This is a genomic window from Ectothiorhodospiraceae bacterium 2226, assembly GCA_013348725.1.
Lineage (GTDB): Bacteria > Pseudomonadota > Gammaproteobacteria.
Genome location: CP054689.1, coordinates 2430614 through 2454925, shown reverse-complemented (window position 1 = coordinate 2454925; position 24312 = coordinate 2430614). Strand labels below are relative to the sequence as shown.

The 24312-nt window shown below is 69.0% G+C and carries 30 protein-coding genes and 1 pseudogene; 12 read left to right on the top strand and 19 right to left on the bottom strand.

The window, feature by feature from the left end; genetic code table 11:
- Positions 1 to 3: 3 nt before the first annotated feature.
- From HUS23_11955 to HUS23_11945, 3 genes are all read right to left on the bottom strand, one after another.
- Entirely contained in the window at positions 4 to 729 is a 726-nt protein-coding gene (locus tag HUS23_11955; protein QKT04469.1) for a 5-formyltetrahydrofolate cyclo-ligase, read from the bottom strand.
- 162 nt (positions 730 to 891) lie between these two features.
- Positions 892 to 1665, bottom strand: coding sequence for an ABC transporter permease (locus HUS23_11950; GenBank protein QKT04468.1), 774 nt, complete (start codon positions 1663 to 1665; stop codon positions 892 to 894).
- Positions 1662 to 2603: an ABC transporter ATP-binding protein gene (locus HUS23_11945; GenBank protein QKT04467.1), complete on the bottom strand. Its 942-nt coding sequence runs from the start codon at positions 2601 to 2603 to the stop codon at positions 1662 to 1664. The genes HUS23_11950 and HUS23_11945 overlap by 4 nt, the downstream gene beginning before the upstream one ends.
- A 222-nt stretch (positions 2604 to 2825) precedes the next feature.
- On the opposite strand from HUS23_11945, the gene HUS23_11940 reads away from it, so the two are divergent.
- Both HUS23_11940 and HUS23_11935 read left to right on the top strand, forming a co-directional pair.
- Positions 2826 to 3056 carry an ATP-binding protein gene (locus HUS23_11940; GenBank protein ID QKT04466.1) on the top strand — a complete coding sequence of 77 codons (231 nt, stop codon included), beginning with the start codon at positions 2826 to 2828 and terminating at the stop codon, positions 3054 to 3056.
- Between the two features lie 16 nt (positions 3057 to 3072).
- Complete coding sequence (locus HUS23_11935) at positions 3073 to 3450, top strand: hypothetical protein (protein QKT04465.1); 378 nt, start codon at positions 3073 to 3075, stop codon at positions 3448 to 3450.
- 67 nt (positions 3451 to 3517) lie between these two features.
- Here HUS23_11935 and HUS23_11930 read toward each other — a convergent pair whose 3' ends face one another.
- The 3 genes from HUS23_11930 to HUS23_11920 all read right to left on the bottom strand — a co-directional run bounded on the left by HUS23_11930 (position 3518) and on the right by HUS23_11920 (position 5918).
- Entirely contained in the window at positions 3518 to 4321 is an 804-nt protein-coding gene (locus tag HUS23_11930) for an NYN domain-containing protein (protein ID QKT05070.1), read from the bottom strand.
- Between the two features lie 125 nt (positions 4322 to 4446).
- Positions 4447 to 4983 (bottom strand): DUF2058 domain-containing protein, encoded by a 537-nt coding sequence (locus tag HUS23_11925; GenBank protein ID QKT04464.1) that lies wholly within the window; start codon positions 4981 to 4983, stop codon positions 4447 to 4449.
- A gap of 32 nt (positions 4984 to 5015) precedes the next feature.
- Positions 5016 to 5918 (bottom strand): D-hexose-6-phosphate mutarotase, encoded by a 903-nt coding sequence (locus HUS23_11920; GenBank protein ID QKT04463.1) that lies wholly within the window; start codon positions 5916 to 5918, stop codon positions 5016 to 5018.
- 155 nt (positions 5919 to 6073) lie between these two features.
- On the opposite strand from HUS23_11920, the gene HUS23_11915 reads away from it, so the two are divergent.
- The 3 genes from HUS23_11915 to HUS23_11905 are packed head-to-tail and all read left to right on the top strand — an operon-like array spanning position 6074 to position 9484.
- Positions 6074 to 6898: an ion transporter gene (locus HUS23_11915; GenBank protein QKT04462.1), complete on the top strand. Its 825-nt coding sequence runs from the start codon at positions 6074 to 6076 to the stop codon at positions 6896 to 6898.
- Positions 6899 to 6948: 50 nt separating this feature from the next.
- On the top strand, positions 6949 to 7533 hold the full coding sequence (locus HUS23_11910; GenBank protein QKT04461.1) for a LemA family protein: 585 nt from the start codon (positions 6949 to 6951) through the stop codon (positions 7531 to 7533).
- Positions 7534 to 7549: 16 nt separating this feature from the next.
- Entirely contained in the window at positions 7550 to 9484 is a 1935-nt protein-coding gene (locus HUS23_11905; GenBank protein ID QKT04460.1) for a M48 family metallopeptidase, read from the top strand.
- An 18-nt stretch (positions 9485 to 9502) separates the two neighbouring features.
- Here HUS23_11905 and HUS23_11900 read toward each other — a convergent pair whose 3' ends face one another.
- Positions 9503 to 10489, bottom strand: coding sequence for a M28 family peptidase (locus HUS23_11900; GenBank protein QKT05069.1), 987 nt, complete (start codon positions 10487 to 10489; stop codon positions 9503 to 9505).
- A 241-nt stretch (positions 10490 to 10730) separates the two neighbouring features.
- Between HUS23_11900 and HUS23_11895 the strand changes: the two genes are divergently transcribed.
- The 3 genes from HUS23_11895 to HUS23_11885 all read left to right on the top strand — a co-directional run bounded on the left by HUS23_11895 (position 10731) and on the right by HUS23_11885 (position 12129).
- Positions 10731 to 11195 carry a sel1 repeat family protein gene (locus tag HUS23_11895; GenBank protein ID QKT04459.1) on the top strand — a complete coding sequence of 155 codons (465 nt, stop codon included), beginning with the start codon at positions 10731 to 10733 and terminating at the stop codon, positions 11193 to 11195.
- Positions 11196 to 11311: 116 nt separating this feature from the next.
- Entirely contained in the window at positions 11312 to 11650 is a 339-nt protein-coding gene (locus HUS23_11890; protein QKT04458.1) for a hypothetical protein, read from the top strand.
- A gap of 92 nt (positions 11651 to 11742) precedes the next feature.
- Positions 11743 to 12129 carry a hypothetical protein gene (locus tag HUS23_11885; protein ID QKT05068.1) on the top strand — a complete coding sequence of 129 codons (387 nt, stop codon included), beginning with the start codon at positions 11743 to 11745 and terminating at the stop codon, positions 12127 to 12129.
- 61 nt (positions 12130 to 12190) lie between these two features.
- Here the strand turns inward: HUS23_11885 and HUS23_11880 are convergent, their stop codons facing one another.
- Positions 12191 to 12760: a 2'-5' RNA ligase family protein gene (locus tag HUS23_11880; protein ID QKT04457.1), complete on the bottom strand. Its 570-nt coding sequence runs from the start codon at positions 12758 to 12760 to the stop codon at positions 12191 to 12193.
- Between the two features lie 10 nt (positions 12761 to 12770).
- Entirely contained in the window at positions 12771 to 13421 is a 651-nt protein-coding gene (msrA, locus tag HUS23_11875) for a peptide-methionine (S)-S-oxide reductase MsrA (GenBank protein QKT04456.1), read from the bottom strand.
- A 107-nt stretch (positions 13422 to 13528) separates the two neighbouring features.
- On the opposite strand from msrA, the gene HUS23_11870 reads away from it, so the two are divergent.
- Complete coding sequence (locus HUS23_11870) at positions 13529 to 14539, top strand: aldo/keto reductase (GenBank protein QKT04455.1); 1011 nt, start codon at positions 13529 to 13531, stop codon at positions 14537 to 14539.
- A gap of 51 nt (positions 14540 to 14590) precedes the next feature.
- Here the strand turns inward: HUS23_11870 and HUS23_11865 are convergent, their stop codons facing one another.
- The 7 genes and pseudogenes from HUS23_11865 to HUS23_11835 form a co-directional block, all read right to left on the bottom strand.
- Positions 14591 to 14995 carry a cupin domain-containing protein gene (locus tag HUS23_11865; GenBank protein ID QKT04454.1) on the bottom strand — a complete coding sequence of 135 codons (405 nt, stop codon included), beginning with the start codon at positions 14993 to 14995 and terminating at the stop codon, positions 14591 to 14593.
- Between the two features lie 21 nt (positions 14996 to 15016).
- On the bottom strand, positions 15017 to 15280 hold the full coding sequence (locus HUS23_11860; GenBank protein ID QKT04453.1) for a DUF488 family protein: 264 nt from the start codon (positions 15278 to 15280) through the stop codon (positions 15017 to 15019).
- A gap of 44 nt (positions 15281 to 15324) precedes the next feature.
- A pseudogene (locus HUS23_11855) lies at positions 15325 to 15555 on the bottom strand (DUF488 domain-containing protein).
- Positions 15555 to 16262 (bottom strand): methyltransferase domain-containing protein, encoded by a 708-nt coding sequence (locus tag HUS23_11850; GenBank protein QKT04452.1) that lies wholly within the window; start codon positions 16260 to 16262, stop codon positions 15555 to 15557. The pseudogene HUS23_11855 and the gene HUS23_11850 overlap by 1 nt, the downstream one beginning before the upstream one ends.
- 10 nt (positions 16263 to 16272) lie before the next feature.
- Positions 16273 to 17199: a cation transporter gene (locus HUS23_11845; GenBank protein ID QKT04451.1), complete on the bottom strand. Its 927-nt coding sequence runs from the start codon at positions 17197 to 17199 to the stop codon at positions 16273 to 16275.
- An 18-nt stretch (positions 17200 to 17217) separates the two neighbouring features.
- Entirely contained in the window at positions 17218 to 17391 is a 174-nt protein-coding gene (locus HUS23_11840; protein QKT05067.1) for a DUF1328 domain-containing protein, read from the bottom strand.
- Positions 17392 to 17406: 15 nt separating this feature from the next.
- Positions 17407 to 17604, bottom strand: a complete 198-nt coding sequence (locus HUS23_11835; protein QKT05066.1) for a DUF1328 domain-containing protein — start codon at positions 17602 to 17604, stop codon at positions 17407 to 17409.
- A gap of 234 nt (positions 17605 to 17838) precedes the next feature.
- Between HUS23_11835 and HUS23_11830 the strand changes: the two genes are divergently transcribed.
- Positions 17839 to 18291, top strand: a complete 453-nt coding sequence (locus HUS23_11830) for a MarR family transcriptional regulator (GenBank protein ID QKT04450.1) — start codon at positions 17839 to 17841, stop codon at positions 18289 to 18291.
- A gap of 21 nt (positions 18292 to 18312) precedes the next feature.
- Here HUS23_11830 and HUS23_11825 read toward each other — a convergent pair whose 3' ends face one another.
- The gene (locus tag HUS23_11825) at positions 18313 to 21438 is read right to left on the bottom strand and encodes an efflux RND transporter permease subunit (protein ID QKT04449.1); all 3126 of its coding nucleotides are present in this window, start codon (positions 21436 to 21438) and stop codon (positions 18313 to 18315) included.
- Complete coding sequence (locus HUS23_11820) at positions 21435 to 22532, bottom strand: efflux RND transporter periplasmic adaptor subunit (protein ID QKT04448.1); 1098 nt, start codon at positions 22530 to 22532, stop codon at positions 21435 to 21437. Before HUS23_11820 ends, HUS23_11825 begins: the two co-directional genes overlap by 4 nt.
- Positions 22533 to 22664: 132 nt before the next feature.
- Between HUS23_11820 and HUS23_11815 the strand changes: the two genes are divergently transcribed.
- Entirely contained in the window at positions 22665 to 23105 is a 441-nt protein-coding gene (locus HUS23_11815) for an EamA family transporter (protein QKT04447.1), read from the top strand.
- Positions 23106 to 23267: 162 nt separating this feature from the next.
- Positions 23268 to 23888: an outer membrane beta-barrel protein gene (locus tag HUS23_11810; protein QKT04446.1), complete on the top strand. Its 621-nt coding sequence runs from the start codon at positions 23268 to 23270 to the stop codon at positions 23886 to 23888.
- A 58-nt stretch (positions 23889 to 23946) separates the two neighbouring features.
- Here HUS23_11810 and HUS23_11805 read toward each other — a convergent pair whose 3' ends face one another.
- On the bottom strand, positions 23947 to 24246 hold the full coding sequence (locus tag HUS23_11805) for a hypothetical protein (GenBank protein ID QKT04445.1): 300 nt from the start codon (positions 24244 to 24246) through the stop codon (positions 23947 to 23949).
- Between the last annotated feature and the right edge of the window lie 66 nt (positions 24247 to 24312).

Genomic DNA, 24312 nt, shown 5'->3' with positions numbered 1-24312 from the left:
TGCTCAGCGAGCGCGGTGGGCGCCCTTGGCCTGACGCAAGCCTTCCATCGGCGTGTAGAAGTCCGGCGGCAGGCGTTCCCAGTCGATGCCGTGGGAGGCACCGGGGGCGCCGGCGACCTCGATCACCTCGTCCGGCGTGGCGATCAGAGACAGCGGCAAATCGTGCGCTGCGATGGGGAACCCCGCCAAGATCTGCAGGGGATGCACGGTGGTCACGATCGGCACCGGGGCGTGACCGAGTTCGTGCAGGATGGCGTACTCGATATCCCCTTCGCCTGAACCCTTACCGAGGCAGTGGCCTTCGCGCGTGACACCCACCGCGCCGGTCACCACCAGGTCCACCGAGGGAAGCTCCTCCAGCGGCACGGGCTGTGCCCAGCGATGCCCCTTGGTCAGGGTCGCGGCCTGGGCGAACTTCTGAGGGGGAATCTGCTCGGGGTCGAGTCTCTTGATGCCGTCCCGCAGCCGCGGGGTGGCGACATACAGGACGATCCCGCGCGCCAGAGCCGCCTCGCGCACTGCCCGCTGCGGCGCGTCGGCGTTGACCTTGATGGCCTTGACGTCGTGAAACAGCGGGTGATTCAACAGGCGCTCGGCCGCTTGCGGGGCCCCCTCGAAGTTCGGGATACGTCCGTGGGGTGGGAACGGAAACCGCGCCACCCCGGCCTCTACCAATCCATCCCAGACCGCGCGCCGCGCATCGTCCTTGCTCGTGAACACTCCCGCCATGCTCCCATCCTTGAGCCGGTTGACGGCGTCCGCCGCCGGGCGCCATCCGGTGCGCCCGTTTTTACTATAGCAGACCGTCTGCCGCCGCCCGGTTCACGCGAAGCGCGGGCCCTTGCGGGACTTCCCTATCCTTTTCAGACCCTTGTGAGTAGACGCATGGCCTCAGCTGCGGATCCCGTAGCCGCGCTCGAGCAGGTACAGGCTGAGCGCGTACAGCACCACGATGAAGCCGGTGATGATGGCGTAGGAAAGCGCCAGCGGGATATCGCTGACACCCAGCAGGCCGTAGCGAAAGGCGTTGACCATGTACAGGATCGGGTTGGCCAGCGAAACGCTCTGCCAGAAGTCCGGCAGCATCTGGATGGTGTAGAACACGCCGCCGAGGTAAGTCAGCGGCGTGAGCACGAAGGTGGGAATGATGGAGATGTCGTCGAAGCTGCGCGCAAACACGCCGTTGATAAAGCCGGCGAGCGAGAACAGGATGGAGGTGAGCACCACCACGCTGAGCGCGACCGCCAGGCTGTGGACCTGCACGCTCGCAACCGTCGCGGCAACCAGCGTCACCCCGACCCCCACCGCAAGCCCGCGCGCGACACCCCCGGCGATGAACCCGAGCAGGATGAGGTGGCTCGGCACCGGCGAGACCATCATCTCCTCGATGTGACGCTGGAACTTGGCGCCGAAGAAGGACGATACGACATTGGCATAGGAGTTGGTGATCACCGCCATCAGGATCAGGCCGGGCACGATGTACTCCATGTACCGGATCCCCTCCATGTCGCCGATCTGGCTGCCGATCAGGCCGCCGAAGATGATGAAGTAAAGCGCCGTGGTGACCATCGGCGGCAGGATGGTCTGCACCCAGATGCGCCCGAAGCGCAGGATCTCCTTGATCAGGATGGTCCTGAACGCGACGTACTGTTCGACGAACGTCATATCGCCGCCGCCTGCCGCTTCGCCTGTCCGTCCTCGACCAGGGTGAGGAACAACTCCTCCAGGCGGTTGCGCTTGTTGCGCATGCTGAGTACCTCGATACCCTGCGCCGAGAGGGCGTCGAACAGGGCGTTGAGGCTCTCCTCCTTGGACACGTCCGCCTCCAGCGTGTGCTCGTCGATCAGGCGCAGGCGCTGGCCGGGCAGCTGCGGCGCCCGCGCGAGCGGCGCCTTGAGGTCCAGCACGAAGGTCTCCATCTGTAGGCGGGCGAGCAGCGCCTTCATGCTGGTGTTCTCCGCCAGCTGACCGTGGTCGATAATGGCGATGTGCCGGCACAGGCTTTCGGCTTCTTCGAGGTAGTGCGTGGTGAGGATGATGGTGGTCCCGCGCGCGTTGATCTCGCGCAGGAAGTCCCACATGGAGCGGCGCACCTCGATGTCGACGCCGGCGGTGGGCTCATCCAGGATCAGGAGGCGCGGCTCGTGCACCAGCGCGCGCGCGATCATCAGCCGGCGCTTCTGCCCGCCGGAGAGGTTGCGCGCCATCGTCGTACGTTTATCCCATAGCCCGAGGCGGCGCAGGTAGTGCTCCGCCCGCTCATACGCCAGGCGCCGGTCGATTCCGTAGTAGCCGGCCTGGTTCACCACGATCTCGACGCAGGGCTCGAACATGTTGAAGTTCACTTCCTGCGGCACCAGTCCGATGTAGGACTTGGCGGCGCTGAACTCGGTGTCGATGTCCTTATCGAACACCCGCACCGTGCCCCCGCTCTTGTTCACCAGCGAGGTCACGATCCCGATGGTGGTCGATTTACCCGCGCCGTTGGGCCCCAGCAAGGCGAAGAACTCGCCTTCCGGCACATCGAGGTCGATCCCCTTGAGGGCCTGAAAGCCGTTCTTGTAGGTCTTGGTGAGATTGCGAATCGAGAGTGCGCTGGTCATGGTCGAGGCGTGTGGCAGCAACTCTGCATTCTAACAGAACTGCCGTAGCGTGCAGTCGGGGGTCGGTGCAGCCACGCGCCGGGGGACGAGCAGGCGAGGGACCGGCACGCAGCGGGCCGCGGCACGCCGGGGCCCGCAACTATACTTAGGGAGAGCCACAGCGGGAGCGCCTGACAGCCAGTGCGCTCCGGAACCCGTCACACAAGCGGCAAGGAGGCTGCTATGAGTCGAGTGGTAGACGTTACCCTGCACGTCGACGAGGGCCTGGGGCCCGATCGACGCTTGGACATCACGCAAACGCTGCGCAGCCGCGAAGGCGTGGTAGATGCCAACTTCAACGACGACAAACCCCACCTCATGATCGTGACCTACGACGCCGACCGTATGGAGGCGGTCGAGTTGCTCGACGCCTTGAAGACGCGCGGCGTCCACGGCGAACTCATCGGACTGTGAACGAGGAGGTCTGACGATGCACATGGACGTGCGCGGCAGGGATCCAGAGGCCCCGCGGGGCGAGCGTTACGCCGTACCGGACGCCACTTGGCGGGCACTGCTGCGGGTGGTGCATGACGCCGGTTACAACGTGCCGACCGAGTGGACCGACCGCACCGGCGCGGGCTTGGCCGATCCGGACGAGTGCCGGCGCCTGGCCGACCGGCTGGAGGGATTTCTCGCCACCCATGCCGACAACTTGTTCGTCTGGGCGAGCGATCCGGTACGCGTGGACCAGTTGCGCAAGGGCGAGGATTACGAGGGCGAGGGGCCGCCGCCCTACCGCGTCACCCGCGATGAGGTGCACGCGTTCATCGACTTCCTGCGCCGCTCCGGCGGCTTCGCCATCCATTGAGCGGGGCCGGCCGGCGGCGCCGGAGCGGGCGCCGCCCGCTCAACCCGCGCCGCCCTGCCTCGCCGCCTCAGGCGACCTCGTCTTCGCCGGTGGCCTGGATCAGATAGCCGCCGGACTTCTCGTCCCGTTCCAAGGACAGCATGCCGCGCTTCTGAGCCTCTTCGAGCAGCCGGCTGAAGGTCGAAAAGCCGTAATAGGATTCGTTGAATCCCGGCTTGCGGCGCTTGAGTGCCTGCTTGACCATCGAACCCCAGATCTTGTCCTCCTCGCCGCGCTCGGCGAGCAGCGCGTCGATGGTCTCCATGACGAAGTCCACCGCCTCCTGGCGGCGCAACTCCTCGCTCTGGGCCTCGGGTTCCTGTTCCTGCGGCTTGGCCGTCGTGCCGGCCTTCTTCTTGCGCGCGCGCTTGCGGCCCGGCTTCTCGCGCACCAGATCGTCGTAATAAATGAACTCGTCGCAGTTGCCGATCAACAGATCCGAGGTCGAGGACTTCACGCCCACGCCGATCACGATCTTGGCGTTCTCGCGCAACTTGCTCACCAGGGGCGAGAAGTCCGAGTCGCCGCTGATGATCACGAAGGTGTCCACGTGCGCCTTGGTGTAGCAGAGGTCCAGCGCGTCCACCACCATGCGGATATCGGCCGAATTCTTGCCCGATTGGCGCACGTGGGGGATCTCGATCAGCTCGAAGTTGGCTTCGTGCATGGGCGCCTTGAAGGCCTTGTAGCGGTCCCAATCGCAGTAGGCCTTCTTGACCACGATGTTGCCCTTGAGCAGCAAACGCTCCAGCACCTGACCGATATCGAACTTGGCGTAATTGGCATCCCGCACGCCGAGCGCGATGTTCTCGAAGTCGCAGAACAACGCCATGTTTCTTGTTTCCAACTGTACAGCCACTCAACCTCCTAGGCGGGGCACAACGCCCGCGCGAACCCCGTAACCCGGGTGCTGGTCCATCGACGGGCCGGCCCCCGGGCGCGCCCACCAGGGGCCCCTCACCACATCAGATCGTCCGGCACCTGATAGCCGGCATACGGATCGTCCTCGGCCGGCGCCGAAGGCGGCGCGTCGGGATCGTTCCACGCCACGACCCGAGCGGGATCCCGCTCGCGAATCTTATCGGCCGCCTCGCGCGGCACCAGTTCGTAACCGCCGGCGAGCGACACCACCGCCAACTGCCCCGCCACCAGCTGGCGTTGCTGCTCCGGCGTCACGTACACCCGCCGCACCTTGGTGTCGTGCTGAAAGCCGTAGGCAATCTCCGCGTTGTCTCGCGGTAGGCGGTTGGCCTCCACGATCTGGCGGATCTGTGCCGCGCGCGCCTTGCGCTCGGCCGCCTGCTGCTGCTTGCGGTTGAGCTCGCGGGAACGCTCGGCCTCCTGGGCGCGCGCCTGGCGCGCCGCCTCGGCCTGCGGATCGGGCGCCGGCGGCGCGCCGCGGTGCTTGCGCTTCTTGGGCGCGCGGGCCTGCTTGAGGCGTTTTTCGTCGACCAGACCGGCCTTCAACAACTGGTCGCGCAATGCGTTGGACATGCCATGTTCTCCTGAATAAATCGCGCGCCGCCTCAGGGGCGCGCCGCCACCGTCAGCGTGGTGCCGAGCCTTACCTCGCCGCCGGGCGGGACCGTCACCGCATCGTCGGCGGCGTTGGTGGCCTCGATGCACACCATGTCGCGGTACTCGGCCGGGTCCATGTCGGCGAACGCCGCGGCGCCGCTCTCCCACGGCGTCCACACCACCGTCGAGCCGCTGCCGCGGCGTGCGATCCGCACGCACCGTCCCCACGCCGGGTCGTCGAGCACCAGCTCGTCCCGGCTGCCGAGGTAGATGCGGTCCATCGGGCCGTCGAAGACGAGCACGCCCGCGGTGCGGCGCCGCTCGCCGTCGGCCAGCTTGTCGATATAGCTCACGCCGTCCAGCCCCTGAACCGTGGCCGCATGCAGGTCGCCGACCGCCAGGTAGCTGTGCAGCGCCTGGGTAACCGTGACCGCCTGTGCGCCGCGATTCTCGGTGACCAGCTCAAGGTCCAATGCGGGGCCGACGCGCACCTCCAATGTGAGCCGGAAGGCATGATCCCACACTCGGCGCGTGTCGGCGTCGTCTTCGATGCCAAAGCGCAGCACCACCGCGTCCCCCACCCGCTCGGCCCCGGCGAAGTGCCACACCCGGGTGCGCACGAAGCCGTGCTGGCCGAGCCCCTCGGGATGCGGACCGAACCAGGGCCAACACACCGGCACCCCGCCCCGCACGCCCTTACCCTGCGTATAGGCAGCCACCCGCGAACTCCAGATGACCGGGCGCGCGCCGGCGGGCACATAGTGCAACACCTGGGCGCCTTGCAGAGCCACCCGGGCGCGCGCGACGGGCGTCTCCACCACGGCCTCCACCAGCGGGCCGCGCGTCTGCTCGAAGCGCAGACCCTCGAGGGCGTGGGCACGGTTCAGCGCCTCGCAATTGGGCTCGTTCATGAGATTCTCGGGCTAAGTGGGCGGAACTCAGACCCTAGTGTAATGCCTGCGCACGGCCTGTGCCGCCCCCGCCCTTCCCCCGGCGCGGTAGGCGCGGCGCGCCAAGCTCATTACAATACCCGCCGCATTTCATCACCCAGGTTCGACCACCCTTTATGAACGGAACCCTGACACTGACCGAGCGCCGCGCGCGCATCGGCGACTGGATCGAGAGCACCGGCCCGCAGCGCTTCATCATCGCGCTCATCGTGATCAACGCCATCACGCTGGGGCTGGAGACCTCCGTCACCGTGCAGCACTATGCCGGCGGACTGCTGGTCAGCCTCGAGCAGATGATCGTTACCCTGTTCGCGCTCGAGATCGCGCTGAAGATCATCGGCCGCGGCCTGAACTTCTTCCGCAGCGGCTGGAACTGGTTCGACTTCATCATCGTCGTGATCGCGCTGATGCCGGCGACCGGCGCCTTCTCAGTACTGCGCGCGCTGCGCATCTTGCGTGTGCTGCGTCTGATCACCACCATCCCGCGCCTGCGCGGCATCATCGAGTCACTGCTGCACGCCATCCCCTCCATCGGCTGGGTGGCGCTGCTGCTCGCGCTGGTGTTCTACATCTTCGCGGTGCTGGGCACCAACCTGTTCGGCCAGAGCTTCCCCGACTGGTTCGGCACCCTGGGGGGCTCGCTGTACACCCTGTTCCAGATCATGACCCTGGAGAGTTGGTCCATGGGCATCGCGCGCCCGGTGATCGAGGCATATCCCTACGCCTGGCTGTACTTCGTGCCGTTCATCCTGGTGTCCACCTTCACCATGCTGAACCTGTTCATCGCCATCATCGTCAGCACCATGCAGTCGCTGCACATGGAGGAGGAAGAGGCCAAACGCGCCGGCGCCGAGGCGATCGCGCACGACGAGCGCGTACAGATCCTGCACGAGCTCAAGGCCTTGAACGAAAAGCTCGACCGCATGGGTCGGCGAGGCTAGGCTAGCCCCGGTACGGCGGCGCGCCAGAACGACAACAAGAGGAAACGGCGATGGAGTGGATACTGTTGGGCTTGGCGGTGCTGATCGTGGGCGGCACCATCGTCATCTACAACCGCCTGGTCGCGCTGCGCAACCGGTTCAAGAACGCCTTCGCGCAGATCGACGTGCAGCTCACCCGCCGCCACGACCTGATCCCCAACCTGGTTGAGATCGCCAAGGGCTACATGAAGCACGAGCGCGAGACCCTGGAGGCGGTCATCCAGGCGCGCAATCAGGCCGTCTCGGGGCTGAAAGCGGCCGCGGCCGACCCCGGCAACGCCCAGGCCATGGCCCAACTGGCCGGCGCCGAGAGCGCCCTGAGCGGCATGCTGGGGCGTTTGTTCGCGCTGTCCGAGGCCTACCCCGACCTCAAGGCCAACCAGAACATGATGCAGCTCAGCGAGGAGCTGACCACCACCGAAAACCGGGTCGCCTTCGCGCGCCAGGCGTACAACGACGCGGTGATGACCTACAACACCGCGCGCGAGAGCTTCCCGGCGGTGATGCTGGCCGGCCCGTTCGGCTTCGGCCACGCCCCGCTGCTGGAGATGGAGGACCGCGCCAAGCGCGAGGTGCCGCGCGTCAGCTTCACCTGAGGCACGTTCCGCCGGCATGGACTTCTTCGCCCACCAAGCACGCGCCCGCCAACGCTCCCGCCAGCTGGTCGTGCTGTTCACGCTGACCGTGCTGGCCATCGTCGCCGCGGTGGCGCTCATCGCGCTCTTGACCATGGGTCAGCCCGCCCCGCCGGGGGCCTCCTGGCAGCAATGGCTGCGCCTCAACCAGCCCACGCTGCTGTGGAGCGCCGTCATCACCGCGGGGCTCATCCTGCTCGCCAGCCTGTTTCGCGCCGCCCAGCTGCGCGGGGGCGGCGGGGCGGTGGCCCGCGCCATGGGCGGCACCCCGATCCTGCCCGACACCAGCGACCCCCAGCACCGCCAACTGCGCAACATCGTCGAGGAAGTGGCCATCGCCTCCGGGGTGCCGGTCCCCGAGGTGTACGTACTGGAGCACGAGCCGGGCCTCAACGCCTTCGCCGCCGGTTGGGGCACGGGCGATGCGGCCGTGGCAGTGACCCGCGGCGCGCTGGAGCAGTTCACGCGCGAGGAGATACAGGGCGTCATCGCGCACGAGTTCAGCCACATCCTGAACGGCGATATGCGCCTCAACATCCGTGTGATGGCCGTGCTGTTCGGCATCCTGTCGCTGACCGTGGTGGGGCGCGTGCTGCTGCACGCGGGCAGCCGGCGCGCCATGGTGGGCCGCCGCGGGCGCGACCAGCAGGGGGCCGAAGCGGCCCTGCTGCTGGTGGGACTGGCGCTGGTGGTGGTGGGCGCCATCGGCGTGCTCGGCGCGCGGCTCATCAAGGCCGCCGTGTCGCGCCAGCGCGAGCTGCTGGCCGACGCCTCGGCCGTGCAGTTCACGCGCCACCCGCAGGGCTTGGCGGGCGCGCTCAAGAAGATCGGCTGGGGCCACAGCGGCTCGGCGCTGCAGGCCTCAGACGCCGAGGAGGTCAGCCACATGCTGTTCGCCAGCGGGCGTCTGCGCTCGTTGTTCGCCACCCACCCTCCCATCGAGCAACGCATCCGCGCTATCGACCCGAGCTTCCGCCCCGAGCAGATGCGCCGCCCGTCCTATGCCGAGGCCAGCGCGACCGCCGAACGCCGCGCCGCGGCGGGGCTCGCGCCCGCCTTCGCGCCGAACGTCGCGGTGCAGCCCGAGGCCATGGCGGCGCTGGTGGGCAATCCACAACCCGCCCATTATGCGCACGCCGAAGCGCTGCGCGTGGGGCTGCCGCCGGCGCTCGCGGAGGCGGCACGCGAACAGGGCCGCGCGCCCGCGCTGGCCCTGGCGCTGGTGCTCAGCGCCGAGCCGGCGGTGCGGGAGAAGCAACTGGCGCTGGTCGGGGAGCGCGCGGGGTCTGCCGCCGAGCGGGCGGCGACGGGGCTCTATGAGGCGCTTGCCGGGCTCGGTCCCGCCTACCGACTACCCCTGTTCGAACTCAGTGTGCCGGCGCTGAAGCTGCGCACGCCGGCCCAGTTGAACGCGATTGCCGACATCGCCGACGCGCTGGTGCACCTCGACGGCCGGGTGTCGGTGTCGGAGTTCGCCCTCTCCCGTCTGCTGCACAAGCTCGCCCGCAGCAGCGAGCGCCCCGACCGGCGCGCCCGGCCGGTCAAGCTCGCACAGGCCCGCGACGCCCTCGCCACCGTGTTCGCCACCCTGGCCCACGTGGGCCATCGGGATGCACACGCCGCGCTCGGCGCGTATCGCGCCGGGCTGGCGCGCGTGCTGAGCAGCGCCCCGCCCCTGGCCGAGCGCCCCGCGCCCACCGACACGGCGTGGGTCGACGCGCTGGACGCCGCACTCGCGCAGTTGGAGGGCCTGGTGCCGGAGGAGCAACCCAAGCTGGTGGAGGGGCTGTTCGCGACCACCATCCACGACGGCCAGCTCACGCTGGACGAAGCGGAACTGCTGCGCGCGGTGTGCGCCCTGCTCGACTGCCCGCTGCCCTCGCTCAACCTGCCCATCGACAGCGCGCGCTGACCGGCGCGGGCACTGCCCTCAGCGGTGCGCGATCGCCAGCAGCGCGGCATGGGTCGCCTGTACCGCGTAAGCCATGCGGCGGTAGTCCAACGTGTGAGGCAGGTCGTGAACGGTGTGGTAGTGCGGATTGCGGTAGAACGCCGTGTCGGTGATCATCAGGGCGTCGTAGCCCTCGGCCCAGAAGCTGCCGTGGTCGGACCAGGCAATGCCGGGCAGGTCGGCCGGCGCGTTGATGGAATAAACCGGCAGCGGCGTCGCGCCCCGCATCGCCCGTTTGACCGGCCGCACCTGCCAGTCACGCAGGAAACGCCCCACCACCGCGATGAAGTCGCCGCGATCGGGGTAGAACAGCCGCAGCAGCGGCGACGGATAGCGCTGCGAGCCGGGCTCGTCGCGGAAGTAGCCGAGCATCTCCAGCGAGATCATCAGCCGCACCGGCACGCCCGCCTCGCGCAAGGCGCGCGCATGCACGGCGCTGCCCATGTAGGGTGTGCCGGCATAGGGCATCTCCTCCAGGGTGTAGCCGACGAGTTCCACGCGCAGCGGCAAGGCCTCGCCCTGCAGCAGCCGAGCCAGCTCCAGCAGCCCCGCGACCCCGCTGGCGTTGTCGTCCGCCCCGGGCTGCTCCCCGTCGGTGTCGTAATGCGCCCCGACCACCAGTCGCTCCTCGGTGGCGGGGCCGAAGCGCGCGATCACGTTGCGGTAGGTGCGCCCATCGGCGGTATAGACCTGTTCGCTCACCGCCGCGCCCGCCGCGGCGAATTGCTCGCCGATATAGGCCGCCACGCGGTCGAGGTTCTCAGGATGCGCGTAATTGCGCGGCACGAACTCCTCGGCCAACATCCGCACGTGGCGCTCCAGCCGCTCGGGGTCCACGCGCAGTGCGACCCGCTCGGGCTGCGCCTGCCACACCGGCTGCACCAGCAGCAAGGTGACGGCTCCCGCCGCCAGCAGGGCAGCCAGACCCAGCCACACCACCGCCCACAGCAGCCACTTCCACACCATCGCTCCGTCCATCGCCTCCCCGTCGCCGTCCTCGGATTCCGCGCCCGGCGAACCCGGCATGCTCCAGAGAATAACGGCCCGCGCCTGTGCGCGCGAATTCCTCGCATGATCCGAACCTTAGCGTGCGCGCCCGCGACACGCGCGCGGACGGCGCTTTGACAAGCTCCAAAACCGCGTGCTATTCAGAACCGAACGGTCGCTGTACAGCCAAAGGCACAAACCCTAATCCGGAGGCGATGTAATGCGATACCTTCCTGCCTGTAGTGGCCTGCTGTTGCTGCTGGCCACCGGCGCGGTCAGCGCCGACTACGATCGCGGCGCCGCGGCCTATGCCGCCGGGGATTACGAAACCGCATACCGACTCCTCGAACCCATGGCCGAAGCCGGCCATCCCGAGGCGCAGCTACGCGTCGGCGCCATGCACGAATGGGGGCAGGGCGTGGCGCCCAGCTTCAACAAGGCCGCCCAGTGGTACCAGCGCGCGGCCGCACAAGGCCATCCCGAGGCCCAGTTCACCATGGGCTTCATGTACGGCTCAGGCACCGGCGTGACACAAGACGAGGTACATGCCTGGGCTTGGTTCGACCTCGCCGCCCGCCAGGGGGACCAGAAGGCCCGCGAGTTCCGCGACGCCACCGGGGCGCGCCTGGGCGCGGGCAAGGTTGCCGAAGCGCAGCGCCTTTCCGCCCGGCTGCGCGCCGACTAGCGGCACACGCGTGGCACTCGTGGGCGGCAGGGACGCCACCGGCGAGGCGCCACTCCCCAACGGATAGCCGATGACAACGATCGGCAGACACGCGTGGCAGGCGCAAGGGAAGGCATATGCGACGCGGGATCACGACGCGCTGGCGTCGATTGCAGCACTCGGCCTGCGAAAAGCACCTGCTCCCCCGCCAGACCCGCTATGGCCGCTTCATCTTGCTCGGCATGGGTCGCAGCGGCTCCAACCTGATTCGCAGCGCACTGACCTGCCACCCCGGCGTGGTCATGTTCAACGAACTGTTCAACGACGCCCGCGCCACACATCGCCTGGGCGCAGCCAAGCTTTCACACCACCGCCGAGGATCTGGACCTGCGCGAAGCGGATCCGGCCAGCTTCCTCTTCGACGATCTGCAAGATACGCCACCCGCGCCTCGGCGGGCGCCGCGCGGCTGGGATAGACTAACGCCTCGCGCCGCCCGCCCCGCACGGGGCCCATCGGCGGCCCTCGGCGTTGTCTTATGGAGATTACTGTATGCCCAAGCTCATCCCACTGCTGCTGTTCGCATTACTCCTGGTCGGCTGCGGCGGTGACCCGGTCGATGGCGGCATCAGCGGCACCGTGTCCCTCGCCCCCGACCTTGCCGAGCGCGCCGACCCGGACGACACGGTCTTCCTGTTCGCGCGCATGCCGGAAGGGCCGCCCATGCCGCTTGCGGTACAGCGTCTGCAGGTGCGGGACCTGCCGGCCAGTTTCGTGCTGGACGACTCCCATGCCATGACCGAGATGCGCCTGTCGCAGGCCGAGCGCGTGCTGATCGTGGCGCGCGTCTCCAAGAGCGGCATGGCGGGGGCGCAGCCCGGCGACCTCGAGGGCCGCAGCCAGGTGGTCGCGCCGGGCACCGCAGGGCTGGAGATCGTGATCGACCAGGCGCTGTAGCCGGGTTCCGCGCCGGTGCCGCCCAGTGCGCCGCCTAGGCTTAAGCGGTGCCGCCCAGCCCTCAGCGGAGCCTGCCTGACGAAGCCGCGCCGCCCAGGAGCAGCGTTTCCCCCAACCGGAAGCGGTCCTCGGGGGGATCGCCGCGCCAGATGAGGCTCACGCAGTCGACCCTGAAGCGTAGCTCCTGCCACTCGTCGCGCAGTTGCGCCAGCAACGTCTCGAGCGTCCGACGCCGGTTGACCCGCGCCAGCGTCAGATGGGGCGTGTAGCCGCCCGCATGGCGGCGTACCGCGTCGCAATCGGGCACCACCCGCCACAGCGCCTGGTGCAGGCGCTCCACGGCGGCGGCCGGTTGCGGCGTCAGAGCGATCACATGGCGGTTCGGGCCCTGGCGGAACACGCGCGTCTCGCTCAACCGCACCTCGAACGGCGCCAAGGCGGCGGCGGACGCCCGCAGCGCCGGCAGCAGCGCCGGCCACGCCTCGCGCGCGCGAAAGGGATACAACAGCGTGATGTGCGGCATCCAGCGCTGGTACTGCGGGTCGTAGGCGCGCCGAATCGCCTGCAGGGGCGCCCACAGCGGGCGGGGCGGGATCAAGACCAGGGCGCTCTTGTGCGTCTGGGCCTCCACCCCGCGATGCTCAGCCCACGGCCTGGGTGGCGGGATAGGCGACGCCGCAACCGCCGAGCCCGCAGTAGCCGCCGGGATTCTTGTACAGGTACTGCTGGTGGTACTCCTCGGCGTAGTAGAAGGTCGGCGCCTCGAGGATCTCGGTCGTGATCTCGCCGCGCCCTGCCGCCTCCAAGGCCGCCTGATAGGCCGCGCGGGAGGCCAGCGCGGCCTCGCGCTGAGCGGCGTCGTAAGTGTAGATACCCGATCGGTATTGGGTACCGACGTCATTCCCCTGGCGCATCCCCTGCGTAGGATCGTGCGACTCCCAGAACACCTTGAGCAGCTCGCTGTAGCTCACCCCGCGCGGGTCGAACACCACACGCACCACCTCATTGTGACCCGTGCGCCCGCTGCACACCTCGCGGTAGGTCGGATTCGGGGTGTAGCCGGCGGCGTACCCCACCGCGGTGGAATACACGCCCGGCAACTGCCAGTAGCACCGCTCCGCGCCCCAGAAACACCCCATCCCGAACAGCGCAAGTTGCAGGTCCGCCGAAAACGGCGGCACCAGCGGATGTCCGTTCACCGCGTGCCGCGCCGGCACCGGCATCGGCTCGTCGCGCCCCGGCAGCGCCTCCTCCGGGCGGGGCATATCGATCTTGCTGCTGAGATTCCACATCGGGTCGGCTCCGCAAAACACCTGCGAAAAGTGTAACGCCGGCGCGCGGTGCTCGCGACCGGCGCAGCCCGCGCCCCTTTATAATCGGACCACCACAGGAGACCGCCATGCAGCAAACAACACCCGCCCGACGCGCCCTGGGTGCCACGGGCCTCACCGTATCCCGGCTCGGGCTCGGGCTCGCCGCGTTGGGGCGCCCCGGCTACATCAACCTCGGCCACGCCACGGATCTCCAGGGCGACTACGCGCCGGCCGCGATGGAGGCGCGCGCCCACCGTGTGCTGGATGCCGCCTGGGCGGCGGGGATGCGCTACTTCGATGCCGCGCGCTCGTACGGGCGGGCGGAGGCATTTCTGGGCAGCTGGCTGGCCGCGCGCGGCATCGCGCCCGCCGAGGCCGTGGTCGGCTCCAAATGGGGCTACCGCTACACCGCCGACTGGCAAGTCGACGCGCCCGCGCACGAGATCAAGGAACACTCCGCCGCGATGCTGGAACGCCAGTGGGGCGAGTCGCGCGCCTTGCTCGGCGCCCACCTCGACCTGTACCAGATTCACTCGGCCACCTTCGAGAGCCGGGTGTTGGAGAATGCCGCGGTGCTGGACGGCCTGTGGGCGCTCAAGCGCACGGGGATACGCATCGGACTCAGCGTCAGCGGGACCCGACAGCCGCAGATCCTGGCGGCGGCGCGCGCGCTGCGGCGCGACGGGCAGCCTCTGTTCGACTGCGCGCAGCTGACCTGGAACCCGCTGGAGACCTCGGTCGAGGAAGCGGCCGCGGCGGCCGCCGCCACCGGCATGGGCATCATCGTCAAAGAGGCCTTGGCGAACGGGCGCCTGACCGGGCGCAATACCGACCCTGCCTTCGCGGTGCAGCGCGCGGTACTGGAGACGCAGGCGCGGCGCCTCGGCGTTCCGATGGAGACGCTGGTACTGGCCGCCGCCCTCGAGCGGCCGTGGGCCGACGTGGTGCTGAGCGGCGTCGCCGATGTGGCGCAACTCGATGCCAATCTCGCCGCCCTGGACGTGCGCTTGGACGCCGAGGCCCGCGCGGCGCTGGCCAATCTTACCGAACCCCCGGAGGACTACTGGCAGCGGCGCGCCGCGCTGACCTGGAACTGACCGCCGATCGCTACCGGCCCCGTGCGCGCCGCACCCGCAACCGTTTCGGACTCATTCCGGCTTCATCGGCACCGCGTAGGGCTGGACGCGCTCGCGCTCGGCCGGGTCGTTACGGGCCACGATCGCGCGGGCGGATTCGGTGTCGGTGAGGTTCCGGGCCTGGTGGGGGAGCCCCGGCGGCACGAACACGAAGTCGCCGGGCCCGTTAATCACCACATGCTCGAGCGCCGCCCCGTAACGCGTCTCCACCCGCCCGCTCAACACGTAGATCGCGGTTTCGTAGCCCTCATGGTAATGGGGTTCGGAGACCGCCCCGGGCGGAATGACCACGAGGCTCATGGACAGGCCGCTGCTGCCGACCGTGTCCGCGCCGATGCCGACGAAGTACGGCAACCGCTGCAGGGTGTCGACCGCCTGCGCGGGCCGCACCGTCACGATATGTTGGTCGGCGTTCATGACTTACCCTCTCGCGGCCGATCAGTGCAGGTCCAGCGTACCGCTGGCGCGATCGTAAACCAGGCGCTGCGACTCGCGCCGCGCGCCCGGATGCAGCACATGCGCGCGCCGCACGCCGGGCCCAAGGAGGTGGACCACCTGCACACCGCGCAGGGCGAGGTAATCGGCGAGCAAGCTGCGATGGCACTGCGCCGGGTCGCGCTCGGCGCACAGCACGGCGGCGGGCGCCCGCGCGGCCAAGCGTTGGAGCTGAGCCGCCGCGCGCGCAAACGCCTCGCTGTCCATGTAGTCTGCGAAACCGCGCAGCCCCTCGGGCAAGGCGCAGAGCGCGGCTGCACCGGGCGGCGTCCGCCGAGTTGGCGCCCCGCCCAGTGGTAGCGCAGGCCGCGCGCCTCGACCGCCTCGCGCAGCGCGCCCTGGTCGAACTGGGGGTGCCGACGCGAGCGCGGATAGGCGCGTATGTCGACCAGGGTCGCGATGCCGTGCGCGGCGAGCATGTCCAATAACTCGGCGGCGGGGCGCGCCCCGTGCCCGATGGTATAGAGCACATCCGCGTGCATCAGGAGGCCGGCTTCTCGAAGCGCAGGAAGTAGTTCTCGTTAAGGAAGTCCTCTTCGCCGATCAGGCGAAAACCCTCCGCCTCGACCTCCTCGATCACCGTCTCCTTGCCGGCGCGCACGTGCTCCAGAATCCAGCGCGAGCTGTGACCCTCGATGCGCTCGAAATCGATCAACACGAACTCGCCGCCCGGGCGCAGCGCCGCGTGGATGGCGCGCACCATGGCCTCGGGCTGCTCGAAGTGGTGGTAGGTGTCGGAGGTGAACACCAGGTCGACCGATTCCGCGTCGAGGCCGACCCCTGCCTGCTCGCCGATGATGCCGATCACGTTCTCGTGACCGGCCGCCGCGGCACGCCGCTCGATGTTGTCGACGAAGGTGCGCGAGATATCGACCGCGTAGACGCGCCCCTCCTCCCCCACCGCCTCGGCGAACAGCAGGGTGAACAGGCCGGTACCCGCGCCGACGTCCGCCACGGCCGCGCCCGACTCGAGCGCCAAGGCCTCGAGGATGCGCTCGCGATGGTCGTAGACCTCGCGCCCCGGTCGCTCGAAGCGGCCCTTCCATTGTTCAAAATCGGGGTCGAGGTACGGCCGATTGATGGCCGGATCGGCCCCCGTCGGCGCGAGCCCGGGCGACTCGGCCACTGCGCCCGCGGGCATCAGCAACAGCGACAGGACGAGAACCAAGGAAATCCTTAGCCAGCGCATTACCACCTCCTCAACGGTTCGGTCGTGGCATGGGCTGCAGCACGTGGGTGACGGTCGCCTCCGGCTGCAGTGTGACGTGATCGATCGCAAAATCGTCGTGCAGTGTCTGCCGCAGGGCCGCGAGCACCGCGTCCCAGGCCCGCAGATCGTCCAGCACCACGTGTGCCGACACCGCCGCGGTTCCGGACGATAGACTCCAGATATGCACGTCGTGCACCGAGCGGATACGCGGGTCCGCGGCCGCCATCGCCCGCCCGACTTCGTGCAGATCCAGGTGCAACGGCACGCCCTCCATGATGACGTGCAGGGCCTCGCGCAGCAAACGCAGACTGGCGAACAGAATCAGCGCACACACGACCAGCGACAGAATCGGATCGGCCGGCGTCCAACCGGTAAAGAAGATCACCGCCCCGGCCAACAGCGCCGCCACCGAGCCGAGCAGATCGCCCAGCACGTGCAACAAGGCCCCGCGCACGTTCAGCGTGCGCTCGCCGCGCGTGAGCATCCAGGCCACCGCCACGTTCACCGTCAGGCCGAGCAGCGCCACGCCCATCACCACCCCGCCCGCCACCGGCGCGGGCGCGAACAGCCGCCGCACCGCCTCGACCACGATGGCGGTGACGATGGCCAGCATGACCAGTCCGTTGACCAGCGCCGCCAGCACCTCGGCCCGGCCGAGCCCGAAAGAATGGCGACGCGTCGGCGGCGCCAGCGCGACGTGCGCCGCCAACGCGGCCAGCCCCAGCGCGAACGCATCCGACAACATGTGCGCCGCATCCGACATCAAGGCGAGCGACTGTGCCCACCAGCCGGCCAGCCCCTCGACCAGCCCGAAGGTCAGCGTCAGTACCACGGCGGCGAGCAGTACGCGGCGACTGCTCGGGCGGTGCGCGTGCGTCCCGTGCGCGTGCGCGTGATGGTCGTGCGCGTGGGCCATGCGGGCGCGCTCCGCGCGTCAGTTCAACGCCCGAACGCCGAGCACCACCAAGATGATGAGGATGACCGCGAGCACGAGAAAGATCGCAAACAGCCATTTGGCGAGCGTGGCGGCGCGCCCGGCCACGCCCGCGAAGCCGAGCGCGCCGGCCACTACCGAGACGATCAAGGCCACCACGGCGAACCAAATCAGCTCCATGCCCGCCTCCTACAGCCCCAGCAGGCCGAGCGCGATCGCCGGCCCGCCGCCGTTCATTAGCCCGAGGATCAGCAAAATGACGGCAATCAGGAGAAAGATTCCGAACAGCCATTTCGCGATCATCGCGGCACCGGCCGCCACGCCGGTGAATCCTACGGCGGCGGCGATGACGGCCACGACCAACGAGACGAGGGCCCAAGCCAACAATCCCATGCGAACCTCCTTGTCGTTCTTGGTGGGTATGAAGTGACTGCGCACCGCGCGTTACGTCGCCGGCGGCCGCGTTACGGGGCCGCTCCTTGGCCCACTGCGCGAAAGGAAAAACCCTTTGCAACACAACAAATTCTTATAGCCGAGCAGCCCCGGCTTGTCGCGCGGCGCGGGTGCGTTGACCCTGTGCGCCGCGGCGCACTACAGTACGAGATCCATTGCGGAGTACCGATGAGCGACGACATCACCGCCAAGAACGCCGCGCAGCAACGCTTCATGCCCGTGATGCGCGAACTCGCGCGCGCCTACCAGGCCTTCACGGCCTACGACAACGCCGGCTATCGCGGCACTGGCCTGACCGGCCCGCAGGCGGACGTCATCTTCACGCTGGGCAACACCGACGGCATGACCTTCAAGGAGATCGGCGAGTTGACCTTGATCACCAAGGGTACGCTCACCGGGGTGATCGACCGCCTGGAGGCCAAGGGCCTCGTGCAGCGCATCGTGCTGCCCGAGGATCGACGTTGTACGCGCGTCGAGCTCACGCGCGCGGGCGTGGAGGTCTTCGAACGCCTGTTCCCCCGCCAGATCCGGCGCATCAAGGAACGCTTCGACCGGCTCAGCGAGGAGGAAATGCATCAGGCCGAGGCAGCTCTGCGCGCGCTGCGCCGCGCCTTCTCCTGAGCGCCGCGCACCGGCGCCGCGTCACGCGGCCGCGCGGCGGCGCTCGCGCCAGCGGTCCCAGCCGGACACGGCCGCCGGCGTCACCAGCAACGTCAGCGGCGCGGCGAGCACAAGCCCGCCCACCACCGCCGTGGCAAGCTGCATCCAGTACTGCGTGGACGGGGCGCCGAAATAGATGTCGCGCCCCGGGATGTCCACCGTCAGCCCCAGCACCATGGGCATCAGCCCCGCCGCGGTGGTCGCGGAGGTGAGCAACACGGGACGCAGGCGCTGCGCGCCCGCGCGCACCGCCGCGTGCGCGGCGGCCAGACCCTCGCCGCGCAAGGCGTTGTAGGTATCGAGCAGCACGATGTTGTTGTTCACCACGATGCCGGCCAGCGCCAGCACGCCGATGCCGCTCATGATCAAGCCGAACGGCTCGCCGCGCAGCAGCAGCCCCAGCAGGACCCCGGCGGTGGAGAACACGATGGCCGAGAGCACCAACAACGCCTGAAACACGCTGTTGAACTGCGTGACCAGGATCAACACCATCAGGAACAAGGCCGTGAGCGCCGCGAGCGGCAGAAATGCGCCCACCTCGGCCTGGTCCTCCGCTTGGCCGCGAAAGGCGACGTGCACGCCCTCCGGCACCGGCTCCTGCGCCAGGGCGCGGCGCAGTCGATCGATCAGGTCGGCGGGCAGCTCGTCCGGCGCCGCGTCCGCCTCCACCGTGTTGGCGCGTGTGCCGTCCAAGCGCTGGATGAGCGTCTGCGCCGGCACCGGCTGAAACTCGATGAAGTGCGCGGCCGGCACCAAGCCGCGCGCGGTCGGCACCTGGAGCTGCGCGAGCTGGTGCAGGCTGCGCTGATGCGGCGGGTAGCGCAGACGGATGTCGACTTCCTCGTCCGTGTGCGCGGGCCGGTATACGTCCAGCGGCACCCCGCGCGTGATCATCTGCACCGCCTGACCCAGCACCGCGATGTCCGCGCCATGGCGTGCGGCGGCCTCGCGGTCGACCACCACGCGCACGTCCACGCCAGGCAGCGGACGGTCGTCCTCCACGTCGATGAAGCCGCCGAGCCCGGCCATGAGCGCGCGTACGTGGCGCACCGCCTGCTCCCGCGCGGCGTCGTCCGCGCCGCTGAGTTGCACCACGATGGGTTTGCCTCTCTGCGGCCCGCCCTGCTGCTCGCGCACCTGCACGCGCACTCCGGGGATATCCGCGGTCAGGCGCCGCAGCTCCGCGACGATGTCCGTCCCCGGCGGCCGCACGCGCCAATGGTGCAGCTCCAGCTGCAACACGCCCACCACGTCCTGCGCCACATTGGCCTGCACGCGCTGCAGCACCTCGCCATGGGTGCGCGCATAGACCGCCCGCACCCCCTCGACGCCGAGCACACGCCGCTCCACCTGCTGCACCAAGGCGTCGGCCTCGCGCACCGAGAGATTGCCGCGCGCCTGTACCTGCATCTGCAGGAAGTCCGGGTCGACGCGCGGAAAAAACTCCACCCCGCGCCCCAACGCCGCATAGGCCGTGTACAAAGCCATCATCAGCACCAGAGCCGCTCCCACCGTGAGCAGCGGATGCGCCACCGCCGGACGCAGTACGGCCACGTAGCCGCGCGTGAACCGCCCCACGCGCTCCAAGTGCCCCTCCTCCAGCGCTCGCGCGACCGCTTGCTGCTCTGGGTCGGCGCGACGACCACGCGGCAACAAGGTACCCAGGGTGGGGATCACCAGCAGCGCCATGAGCAGTGCGACGACGAGCGTGACGATGACCGTGGCGGGGATATACAGCATGAACTGCCCCGCCACGCCCGGCCACAGCAGCATGGGCACGAACGCGGCGACGGTGGTGGCCGCGCCGGTGGTGATGGGCCACGCCATGCGCTGCGCGGCACGTACGTAGGCCTGCCTGCCACCGACGCCGGCGGCGAGGTAGCGGTCCGCGAGCTCGACCACGACGACGGCGCCATCCACCAACAGCCCGATCACCAGGATGAAGCCGAACATCACCACGATGTTGAGCGTAAAGCCCAACAGCGAAACCAGCAGGATGCTCGTGAGGAAGGAGCCCAGTACCGCCAGCGCCACCAGCAGCGACGCGCGCACGCTGAGCGCGGCCAAGGCGACCAACATGACCAGGATCACCGCAACCACCACCGCGTTCTCCATGTCGCCGATCTGGCGCTGCACGGCTTCGGCCTGATCCTGCAGAAAGGTGACCTGCAACCCCGCCGGCCAGTCCCGCGCGGCCTCGTCCACAGTGGCGCGCACCTGCTGCACCAGATCGATCACGTTGGCCTCGACCTGCTTGCGGACCTCGAGCGCGATGGCGGGCTGACCGTCCACGCGCGCAAAGCCCTGCGGATCCTCGAAGGTCTCGCGCACCTCGGCAATATCGCGCACGCGCACCACAGCGCCGTCGCTCTCCCGCACCACAGTGTCGAGCACCTCGGCGGCACCTTCGATAAGCTCGGGTATGCGGATGGCGACGCGCCCCGTGCCCGTGTCGGCCGCGCCGGCCGCAACGAGCTGATTGTTACGCCGCACCGCCTGTGCCAACTCGTCGAAGCCGATACCGTAGGACACCATCACCATGGGATCGGCGAGTATCTCCATCAGGTGCTCGCGCTCGCCGCCGATGTCCACCTCCAGCACCCCGGGCAAGGCCTCCAGGCGATCCTCCAACTGGCGCGCGATGCGCTGCAAGACGCGCTCGCCCGTGGGGCCGGAGAGGATCACGCTGAGCACCGGGAACAGGGTGAGGTCCACCTCCGTGATGTGCGGCCGCTCCGCGCCCGGCGGCAGCTCGGCCAGTACCTGGTCGACCTCTGCGCGCACATCCTCCAGCGCCGTGCGGTTGTCGCGCTGCGGATCGAACTCCAGCTGCACCAGGCCGAAGCCTTCGCCCGCGTAGGCCGTGATGTCGCGCAGCCCCGCCAGCGGTTGCAGCACCCGCTCCAGCGGGCGCACCAGCAAACGCTCGGCGTCGGCGGGCGAGAGGCCCTGCTGCACGACGTTGATGAAGAAAATGGGGATATCGATGTCGGGCGCGGCTTCCTTGGGGATGACGCTGTAGGCGTAGGCCCCGGCGAGCACCAACAACAGGAACACGATTAGCACCGAGCGGCCGCGTGCCGCGACCGCGGCAATCAGCGCGTTCATGACGCGCCGGCCTCCGCGTGCTGCGGTTCGACGCGCACCTGCTCCCCATCGCTCACGAAGCCGTGTCCCACCGTGATGATGTGCGCGGTGCGCGGCAGGCCGCTGACCCACACCCCGTCGACCTCGGCACGCACGATCTCGACGGGGTAGAACCGCACGCGCTGCCCCTCATCCACCGTGCGCACCCCCACGCGACCGGCGTCGTCCAGCGAGAGGATGGCGGGCGAGACCTTGTGGGCCTCGGCCTCGCCGGTGAGCAGCGTCACCTCGGCGCTGATGCCGGAGGGCAGCGCACGCTCCGGGTTGGGTATCTCGACCTCGGCCCGGAAGGTGCGCGTGGCCGGGTCGGCGCGGACCGCCACAAAGCGCAACGTGCCCTCGGCGGTACCGCCGCCCACAAAGCGCACCTCGGCCGCCGCACCCGCGCGCAGGCGGTGCACGGCGTGCTGCGGCACGCGCACCACAGCCACCAAGGGATCGTTGTCGACCACCTCCGCGACCTCCCCGCCCACCGCCACGAAGTCCCCCACCTCCGCCAAACGCGCATTCAGCACCCCCTCGATGGGGGCGCGCACGCGCGTGTGCTCGACCTCCTGGCGCATGGCCTCGACTTGGGCGCGGGCGCCCTCCAAGTCGGCCTCGCGGCGCTCGAGTTCACCTTCCGCCACGAAGCCCTCGGCCAGCAACTGCTGCGCGGCCCGATACTCCGACTGCGCCGACCGCAGCGCCGCTTCGGCCTGGCGCAGCTGCGCCTCGCGCTCGTCCACGGCCACGTGCGCGAGCAGATCGCCGGCCCCGACCAGCTCGCCGAGGCGCGCCTCCCAGCGCTCCACCGGCCCGGCGGTGCGGGCGCGCACCCGCACCACCTGATCGGGCTCCACGTCGCCCTGCAGGGTCAAGCGCCGTTGCACCGGCCGCGCCTCCTGGGTCTCCACCGCCACCAGCGTGGCAAGGGGCGCACGCGCCTCGGGCGGCTGCGGTGCCTGGCGCGTGAGCACCCCGCTTGCAAGCCAGATCACCAGCAGCACCAGGAGCGCCGCCATCAGCGCAAGGCGGCGCCAGCGCGGCACGGCGAACCAATCGCTCGAACTCATGGGCGGTCGCCGTAAGGGGCGTCGGGGATCATGGCTTCGAGTGTAGTCAAGCCGTTGGCGCGGGCAGCCGTGCGCCACGCGGCGGGTTCCGGTACATTGAGCGCGCCGCACTGCAACCGGAGAAGGACTCTCGTGCAACACCTCCCCTGGTACATTACCGGCCTAGGCGCCGCCCTGATGTGGGGGATCCACTACCCCCTGGTGGAGCACGCCTTGCGCAAGGTCTCGCTGGCGGCCGTGCTGCTGCTCACCGCGCTGCCGATCCTGGCGGTGGCCGTGATCTACCGACATAACCTGGCGCGCGATCTCGTCCTGCTCGGTGAGCTCGACTGGCGCGCGCGCCTGCCCATCTTCGCCCTGGCCCTGACCAGCCTGGGCGGGACCGTGCTGCTGTTCACCACGATCGGCAACAAAAACGCCACCCTGGCGAGCCTGATCGAGATCACCTATCCGCTGTTCATCGTGCTGTTTACCTGGCTGCTGTTCCGCCAGGTCCATCTCACGCCGGCCGTGGCCGCGGGGGGCGCGCTGATCATGTTGGGTGCCGCGCTGATCATCGCCTCGCATTACTGATTCCCGCGCCACCTCATCCCGCGCCTGAACGGGGGCGGATTGCTAAACTTTGGGTGACGGGGGGCGCGATTCGGAACCCGCCGGCATGTCAGTCTGCCGACCGATCGATCGGTCGGCAGACTGCACAATCCTCGACGCACGACAAGACACAAGGAGGTGTTTATGAAAGGCGTCGCCATGATCTCGACCATGGTCGCGGCAGGAAGCCTGGCCATGTCGCAGGGCGCACTGGCGCAATACGGCCCGGGAACGCAGGAGATCGGGGTACACGCGGGTTACCTGTGGGGTGACACGGCGGTCAGCGGGACGGCCGGTCCACAGCCGGAGCTGTCCAACGGCGGAGCGTTTGGGCTGAGCTGGGGAGGCGCATTCGGCCTGCACGGATGGGAACTGCGTTACACCTACGCAGACACCGATCTTGACGGCACACCCGAGGGCAGCATCAGCATGCCGCTGCACCTGGTGGACGTGAACTATCTCGCCCACTTTCCGATGGGCGGCCTCGCGCAGGACATAACGCCCGGTACGCCGAGCTGGTACCTCACGGCCGGCGCGGGCTGGAGCTTCGCTCGCCTGGATCGCGAGATACAGCTCAACGGCCAAACCGTCGACGGGGACGACAGCTTCACGCTCAACGCGGGCGGCGGTCTCAAATGGCCCTTGCAGGACGGTCATGCTTTGCGCTGGGACGTGCGTTACCGCTACCTCGACAAGGTGGTCGACAACTTCGACGATTCTCTCAACACCTGGGAGACGACGATCGGTTACGCCTTCCAGTTCTGAGGCCGCACCACCGCCCCGCCGGACCGTCGTCACCGGCGGGGCGGCATTTTCCCAACGGCTACGCGCGCCCCACGTTGAGATCGGTCGGCGCGTGAAAGTACTCACTGTCCCGCGCCAGCTGCTCGGTCAGGCGCTGCAGCACGGCGAGACGCTGTTCGGCGGTCGCGGTCTCGGCGCAGTCCTCGCAGCGGGGGTCGCCGCAAGGCTGGCGCACGTACAGCCAATAGTGGAGCGCGCCGGCCAGCAGGCCATCGGCGATATCCCACAGGCTGGCGTCCTGATCCTCGTCGGCGAGACGATTGGCAAGGTCCACCACCTGGCCGGCGGCTTCATCGAATGGATTGAGGGGCTGCTTCATAACACCTTCTCGAAGACCGCGTGGACTGGGGTGGCCATTCTACCAGACCACCTGCCGCGCTCGGCG